Annotated in this window: 6 protein-coding genes; 1 reads left to right on the forward strand and 5 read right to left on the reverse strand. The window is 57.8% G+C overall.

Annotation, left to right across the window (positions count from 1 at the left end):
* Positions 1-369: 369 nt before the first annotated feature.
* The gene (locus tag A3AI_RS0140110; RefSeq protein ID WP_024520876.1) at positions 370-1,794 is read right to left on the reverse strand and encodes an amidase; all 1,425 of its coding nucleotides are present in this window, start codon (positions 1,792-1,794) and stop codon (positions 370-372) included.
* 193 nt (positions 1,795-1,987) lie between these two features.
* A complete protein-coding gene (locus tag A3AI_RS0140115; protein ID WP_024520877.1) occupies positions 1,988-3,220 on the reverse strand; it encodes a RidA family protein in 1,233 nt (410 codons plus the stop codon).
* A 410-nt stretch (positions 3,221-3,630) separates the two neighbouring features.
* Between A3AI_RS0140115 and A3AI_RS48525 the strand changes: the two genes are divergently transcribed.
* A complete protein-coding gene (locus A3AI_RS48525; RefSeq protein WP_156928159.1) occupies positions 3,631-3,825 on the forward strand; it encodes a hypothetical protein in 195 nt (64 codons plus the stop codon).
* Positions 3,826-4,077: 252 nt separating this feature from the next.
* On the opposite strand, the gene A3AI_RS0140125 is transcribed toward A3AI_RS48525, so the two are convergent.
* From A3AI_RS0140125 to A3AI_RS44635, 3 genes are all read right to left on the reverse strand, one after another.
* Positions 4,078-4,638 carry a cupin domain-containing protein gene (locus A3AI_RS0140125; protein WP_024520878.1) on the reverse strand — a complete coding sequence of 187 codons (561 nt, stop codon included), beginning with the start codon at positions 4,636-4,638 and terminating at the stop codon, positions 4,078-4,080.
* Between the two features lie 599 nt (positions 4,639-5,237).
* Complete coding sequence (locus A3AI_RS0140130; protein ID WP_024520879.1) at positions 5,238-5,582, reverse strand: DUF2730 family protein; 345 nt, start codon at positions 5,580-5,582, stop codon at positions 5,238-5,240.
* 389 nt (positions 5,583-5,971) lie between these two features.
* Positions 5,972-6,751, reverse strand: coding sequence for an ABC transporter permease subunit (locus tag A3AI_RS44635; RefSeq protein WP_051382773.1), 780 nt, complete (start codon positions 6,749-6,751; stop codon positions 5,972-5,974).
* Positions 6,752-6,788: the final 37 nt, after the last annotated feature.

Below are 6,788 nucleotides of genomic sequence, written 5' to 3' on the forward strand. Positions count from 1 at the left end.
CCTCTGATTGTTATCGTGTGCGGAAGGTAATCCGCACCTCGCTGACCTGGTTTGCTGCCGCAGCGGGACAACGTTCAGCCGTGTGGATGCCATAGGCCCGCTTCTTCCAAGGATCTTCAGGAGCGTCGTCGAACCCGACGGAATGTCGGCGGCCGGAGCTTGTTACCGGCACGTCGACCTCCCTCTGTGTCGCCGGGGCGCGGTGGGTTCTTTGTCATCGCTGAATGACAGCGGGTTTACCGGTACGTTAAGAATGCATTTTCCGCTGGCCACCTTTGGAACCAGCATCGATGACATACATTTGGAAAGGTAGTCAGCCGGAAATGGCGCTGTTCGAAGACAGCCCATTGCTCCTGCGTTAACCGGGTCCTAGATGACTGGCACCTGATTAAACCAAGGCTGCGCGGCCTCCAATTGTGCTGCAAGAGATAACAACGTTTCCTCCTCCCCATAGCGGCCCGCGAAATGCACACCGATCGGCAAGCCCCCCTCCGTCCAATGCAGAGGTATGGCCATCGCCGGGGTTCCGGCCGCATTGTGTAGAGGTGTGACGCCCAGGTAGTTGATCATCCGATCAGCATGCAGTTTAACATCTCCGCTCATATCGAAGTACCCGAGTTTTGGGGGCGGTCCGCAAGTCGTAGAGAGAATTACATCATACGTCGTGAGGAAGTTTGCCATTTGCCGGCCGGCGGCATGGGCCGCCGCAATGGCCTCGACATATTCTACTGCCGTAACGCCGAGCCCACGCTGGTAAGCTGCCCATGTGATGGTTTCCAAATCATCAGGATTTGGCTCACGACCAAGGGCCTTCCAGCGAGCGGTGCAAACGCGTGCAATGTTCGAGGCTGAGATTCGGCGGTTCATGGGGTAGAGCTCGACTAGGTCGATTTTGGGGTCGGCTTCCTCGATGATATGTCCCAGGTCGGCGCAGAGCTTTGCCGCGCCTTCAACGGCTTTATAGCAATCGGGATGGAGCTTAGCGCCTCGATGATCCTTGAGCATGAGCGCGATCTTGAGCTTGGGCGGGGTCCGCTTTGTGGCGTCCAGGAAAGTACCGCTAGGCAACGGTACGGAGTAGGGATCGCCAAGTTCAGGGCCTGCCGTGCAATCGAGCATGAGCGCAGAGTCGCGCACGCTACGGCTAACCACGTGGATATTGGACAGACCACCCCATCCTTCACCACCATCTGGTGCCATTGAGATGCGCCCCCGTGAGGGCTTGAGGCCGAAGAGCCCACAGTGCGCCGCCGGCATCCGGATCGAACCGCCGCCGTCTGTGGCGTGCGCGACAGGCAGAATCCCCGCGGAAACCGCCGCCGCCGCTCCTCCAGACGACCCCCCAGTCGAGTGCTCAAGATTCCACGGATTGCGGCAAGGGCCATAAAGTCGCGGTTCGGTGCTGGGGTTGATCCCGAACTCGGGGGTGGAGCTGCGCCCCATGATGACCAACCCAGCTCTCTTGCACCGCTTCACGTATGCCGAATCGTGACCGGAAACAAAATCCTTGAACAGCTTGCTGCAGATTGTCGCGGGTTCGCCGTTCTGGAATGTGCCTAGGCCTAGGTCCTTGATCAGATACGGCACGCCCTTCAGGGGACCGTCGGCAGACTGTGCATTGACGGCTCTTCGCGCTTGTTCGTATTGCTTGTGTACAATGGCGTTGATCCGCGGATTGACCTGCTCGGCGCGGTCAATGGCCGCCTCCAGTACTTCCTCGGCGCTGATCTTCCGCTTCGCGATGAGCTCGGCTAGACCGATCGCGTCGTACCGACGGTATTCCTCAAACTTCATGGATCGAATATCCTATCTTAAGTGCAGTGGCGATTAAGGGTCTATGTGTGCATGCGGTGGGCGGCCCGCTTTCGAACTCGATACAAATCGGACTCTGCTCCCGACGAGCGCCGCATTCGACAAATGCTGATGTGGCGGTCCAGATCTCGCGTCATCTTCGAGTCGATGCGCATGACCGTCAACCGAAGCATCCTCAGCCCTGCGCCACGCCCCAAATCTCCAGTGTGGTTTCAGGAGTGTGCAGCGCTGGTTTCGGCACGAGCGTCACAGGCGGAAGCGCTCCAGGCATGCAATCAGCAAGGACTTTTGCGAAGGCGACCGTGTCCGCCTCGGCTCCGGTGGAGGTGAAGTAGCAGACCATAAATTTCAGATCCGCTAGCGTGCGGCCAAAGGGACGCAGCAGGTCCTCAAGCAAGCTCATGACGATCGCCGTCTGGGGCGTGAGCTGGCCTTCCGCCACGCGCAGCCCCGAGTTGACGTAAGGACGGCAGGCGCACTGCCCCCCGAGCCACACTGTATCGCGCAGCCTGATAGCTTGGCGGTAGGGGAACGGAACCGGCCAGTCCCACACGCGCTCGGGCCAATGGTCTTCGCGAGGGATGTATTTGTCGAATCCGCTGCGCAGCGTGCGCATACCCAGGAATTCGAGCTTCGTCAGGGCCCCCTTTGGGTTCAGGCGGTGACAAGGAACCATGGTCGCTACCGGTCCGGGGTCGCGAAAATGACTCGCCCGTGCCTTGGCCAGCGGCGTCCAATCCGCGCGCGTCTTACCGAAGTAATAGCCTTCCATCTTGACGCTGTCCTGCGTAGAAGCGCCTAGCGCAGCCAGCGTCTCCTCGTGTCGCTCCATGATGAAGTGAGTCTGACCCACGCCATCCTCAGGATGGCGCACCACGCCATCGGCATCCTCGGCCGTGCGGTTTGCCACCGCGATGAACTCGCCGGCGCGCAATCCCGCGGTGACCGTGCGGTCACTGAAGAGTGCCCGTTTGCTCGGCGGCACCGGGCGCGGCACCACACGGATGTCTGCGTGCTTGCGCCAGCCACGCTGAGCAATTGCCTGGATCTGGATTGTCTGACCGCTGAAAGGCTGCATGGGCTCTGGCACCGTGCTGATCGCAGGCATTGGGTCCGTCTTGAAGAAGCGAGCTAGCGCTGCGATCACGTCCCAGTCGTCGCGCTCGGCGGTGTAATGCGCCTTGAGTCTCACCACGTCGTCCAGGGTGCAGTTTTCGATGTCGAGCGCCGCTTTCAGGTTCGCCACCGCACCTTCGATCTGCCTGTCGAGATCGCCTGGATTGCGAATCCGGCCCGCAGCATCGAAGTCGCCGGTGCCACCGACGAAGCTGAATGCCCCTGCGCTAGCGCACAAAAGGTGTGTGTGTGCGATTGGCAGATCCCACATGAGCGGCGCCGTCACTTCCATTTAATCCTCCACAGTCAGTGTCCGAACGTTTTCTAGTAAGGCCACGATCGCCTCACGCCGACTTAGGCGAAGGTTATCGTCGCCCTCATGCTTGAAAAGACGTTTTCTTTAGCCCCGTAACCTGTTGAAAGATATGGAGGCTGTTTTATAAATCGAACATCGCAGTCATCTGGTTCGCGCTTTGGCGTATGCTCCCTTGGATGCGAGTTTGCAAATGGCTGCGAATCGCTGGTCAACTTCCGGAAGAGATTCGGCGGTCGCACGGATGAAATTGGTTCGACTTAGACTCGATCGGCTCAGTTAGAGCAGGTTAATCGGCGCGCATTCAGCACTTGGCTTGCAGCAGCTTCCCGTCAAGATGACCGACATATTGCAGCCGCGGATTCCGCAGCAATACCGACGCCGACGATATGGGCGATGGACATCGCTGGTGGCTTTTTGAATTACCGCAAGATGCGCACGATCGATATGCAGTGCGGTCGGAACAAGCAGCTGCCGAATTAGCATTTTCTATTGCGATACGCCTCGACAACCACCCCGATGCCGTCAGCAAGGAGCTGGACTTGCGGGTCTTGAAGCTCGACTCGCGCGATCGGGTGGGCTGATCGACGACGCTTCGTCGACTCGTTCAACCGACTTGCGAAGCGGGTGCCTGGACCCGAACTCGTTTCTCGGGCTCGCAACCAAGACCGGACTTTTCGCACGGTCTCGGTGGATCACGATCTCACAAACGGAACGCCTTCGGCACCTATTTTGGGGCGTGCCTTACCTGTCGAGCAGCCTGTATGTTTGCTGCGGCCGAGTGGAGTGTCGCCTCGCCTGGTTGTTCGACGGAACGCCGATCGCATACCCTACGATCAAAATGATGGCGGCGAGCACGCACTCACGACCTCGCATGGCTCTTCCCCGATGCACCTAAATCGATGCGGTCTGCGGCTGGAGAAATAATATGCGTCGCCAGGGCCTAATATGCGCCGTTGATCGTCAACTGTGACCTCCAGGCGTCCACTTATGATAATGCCGCCTTCTTCGCCGGCGTGAATGAGCTTAACTTTTCCTGTATCGGCCCCTGGCGTGTATGTTTCTTTCAGAATCTGGATTGAACGGCCAACCATATTATTTCCAATCTGAAGGTAGGAAACTCCGCCCTTCCCGATTTCCGTCAGCTCTTTGTTCCTAAAGAAGATCTGCTCCCCGCCGACCTCTGCCAGCGAAAAGAAATCCGCCACGCTGATCGGAATGGCATCCAAGATACGCTTCAGTGCTCCCACCGATGGATTAGTCTGCCCGGATTCAATCAAGGAAATGGTCGAGTTGACTACACCGGCCCGCTTTGCGAGCGCCCGTTGCGAGAGCTGATTGCGCTCCCTGATCTGACGGAGGCGAGCACCGATTTCTTCATTGAGGCCGTTAGGCATGTTTCCGAGCCGGTGCATTCGGGTAACGGCTTGGAAACGTAAGCTTGGGTATGAACTTTGCTAGCGGCACCTCGATGGGCCGGAGTTGTCTTTCCGCAGCTGTTTTAGACGCGCAACTTCGCGCGAGAGGTGGTGGCGTTCGCGATGTCATCAATAAAGCGTAGCGGTGTTCAAAGCCGCTTATCTTCAATGACGGACCCAGTTTGCAGAAATTCTGCTCCGATCGGGAGAAACGCTCCTTGCAATCACGCGCACATTGTGACAGCAGCTCGCGAGCTGCGCGGATGTTCGAGCGTTCTCGTTCAGAGATGGTTTTGATGTCGATAGTACCTAATTTTTTTCGTAAGCGGCCGAAAGAGACGTACTTCAGTTCTATCTATTCCGCCAGCCCGTGACCGAACATTCGCCGTGGTCGAGCAGAGCACATTTGCACGTCGAGCTGGGCACCAGCGGATGAGAGATGCCATCACCGCCGGGCGAGGTTCAGCCAAATCGAAACAAGGATTCTGAGCTGTAGCTTCATCTATTTGATGCTCCAGAGACTGCGAAACCATTTGGGACCCCAAGGCGCGAAAATTCGGTCGTGCCTCAGGATGAAATTAGGGGTGATTGACCTGCGCGGCCTGCACAGACGTGCCCGCCAAGGATTGGAGCTTGGGCGCAATGGTTAGAAGCCCACCTATCAAAGTTAGGGCTATCGCCGTGACGGTAACGATGTGGCTCTTTGTCGGCAGGTGGTCTACGCGAACTTCGAGCTTCGCCATGCGATCGCGCAAATCGCGCATGTCTGACCTCAGCTCGCTGAGATCACGTTTGATGTATTCGCCATCGCTCTGAATTTTAGCGATTTCGACGAGCGCAATATCGCTCTGCCGCCCCGGCGGCGTACCAACACCTTGGCTGGTGGGTTCAGAAACCGATGAATTTGAGGGGGGTCTTGCCATTAGCCTTAGCTAGCGTTTGCCGCCATCCACTCCCAAAGTGTCTTATCGTGGTATCCCCAGTGACCGGCAACCCAAAATACAACAAACTTACCTTTGCTACCATCTGCACCAATTGTTTGGGCAACTTGCTGGGTAGTGACAGATTCCGTCGCGAGGACAAATTGGCCCGGAGAGAATTCTAAGTACTTAGGATAGTGGCCGCTGATTGATGTCCTTAACTGTTCACTTGGTCCGGGCGCTATGACTGCAAAGATGGGCATTTTTAACCTGGGGTTGAATGGCAGTCTGCATTGCCAAGGGCCGCGACGCAACTATGTTTCATCCGTTGTTCTTCCTATATAATCAGGACCAGCTATTAACCATTGGTTCACGATACATGCCCCGAGACCCTAAAGGCGAAAGCGCCACGCTGACACGGTACAGAACGCCATGCTGATCGACCGAATCGCCACGGGCGAGGTCGAGGACACGCCGAGCAAGGCTCTCGGCCGCGCCAAGGGCGGCCATGTTGGCGGGAAAGCCCGAGCGGAGAAATTATCCCCCGAGGAACGCCAGAGGATTGCGCGCAAGGCGGCATTGTCACGTAAAAATACGGGCAGCGTGATCTGAAAAAAGACTCGCAGCGGGCCGGCGCCCATAATAGTCGCCGCCGTTTCGAGCCTCTGGTCCACATGCCGAAGGCCTGCCATCGAGGTCACGAGTACGAAGGGGGTGGCGTAGACCGCGTGGCCCAGAACCAGCGACAGCTCCGATCCCAGGATGCCAAGGCGCGCGAAGTAAAGATAGAGGCCGAGCGCGATCACGATCAGCGGGACCATGATCGGGGACAGAAGGAACATGGCGATGTACTTCTTTCCCGGATAGTTGCCCCGCACTATGCTGTACGCCGCTGGCACGCCGATGGTCAGTGACACTACCATCGTGCTGACGGCTACCCGGAAGCTCCGCCAGGTCACATCCATCCAGTTGCTTTCGAAGAAAAACTTCTTGAACAGCTCGGTGGAGAACGACTGGGGAGGAAAGATCATCTCNTGGGCGTTGCCGAACGCCATCGGAATCACGACGAAGTNCGGCATCATCAGGAAGACATAGCCGAACCATGCCGTGACGGATAGAAGCACGGCCCCCGCGGTGCGCCTGGTGCCTATCGAGTGAGAGCGAGCGACCATGTTAGTGCGCGCCCCCGAAGACCTGCCTGCCGCCTGG

Origin of the sequence: Bradyrhizobium sp. Tv2a-2 (assembly GCF_000472425.1) — a bacterium.
Taxonomy (GTDB): Bacteria; Pseudomonadota; Alphaproteobacteria; order Rhizobiales; family Xanthobacteraceae; genus Bradyrhizobium.

What these genes read in the sequence shown, in the direction of transcription:
- A3AI_RS0140130 (WP_024520879.1), bottom strand. Translation starts at nt 5,582, where the DNA reads ATGGCAAGACCCCCCTCAAATTCATCGGTTTCTGAACCCACCAGCCAA.
- A3AI_RS0140125 (WP_024520878.1), bottom strand. Translation starts at nt 4,638, where the DNA reads ATGCCTAACGGCCTCAATGAAGAAATCGGTGCTCGCCTCCGTCAGATC.
- A3AI_RS48525 (WP_156928159.1), top strand. Translation starts at nt 3,631, where the DNA reads ATGGGCGATGGACATCGCTGGTGGCTTTTTGAATTACCGCAAGATGCG.
- A3AI_RS0140110 (WP_024520876.1), bottom strand. Translation starts at nt 1,794, where the DNA reads ATGAAGTTTGAGGAATACCGTCGGTACGACGCGATCGGTCTAGCCGAG.
- A3AI_RS0140115 (WP_024520877.1), bottom strand. Translation starts at nt 3,220, where the DNA reads ATGGAAGTGACGGCGCCGCTCATGTGGGATCTGCCAATCGCACACACA.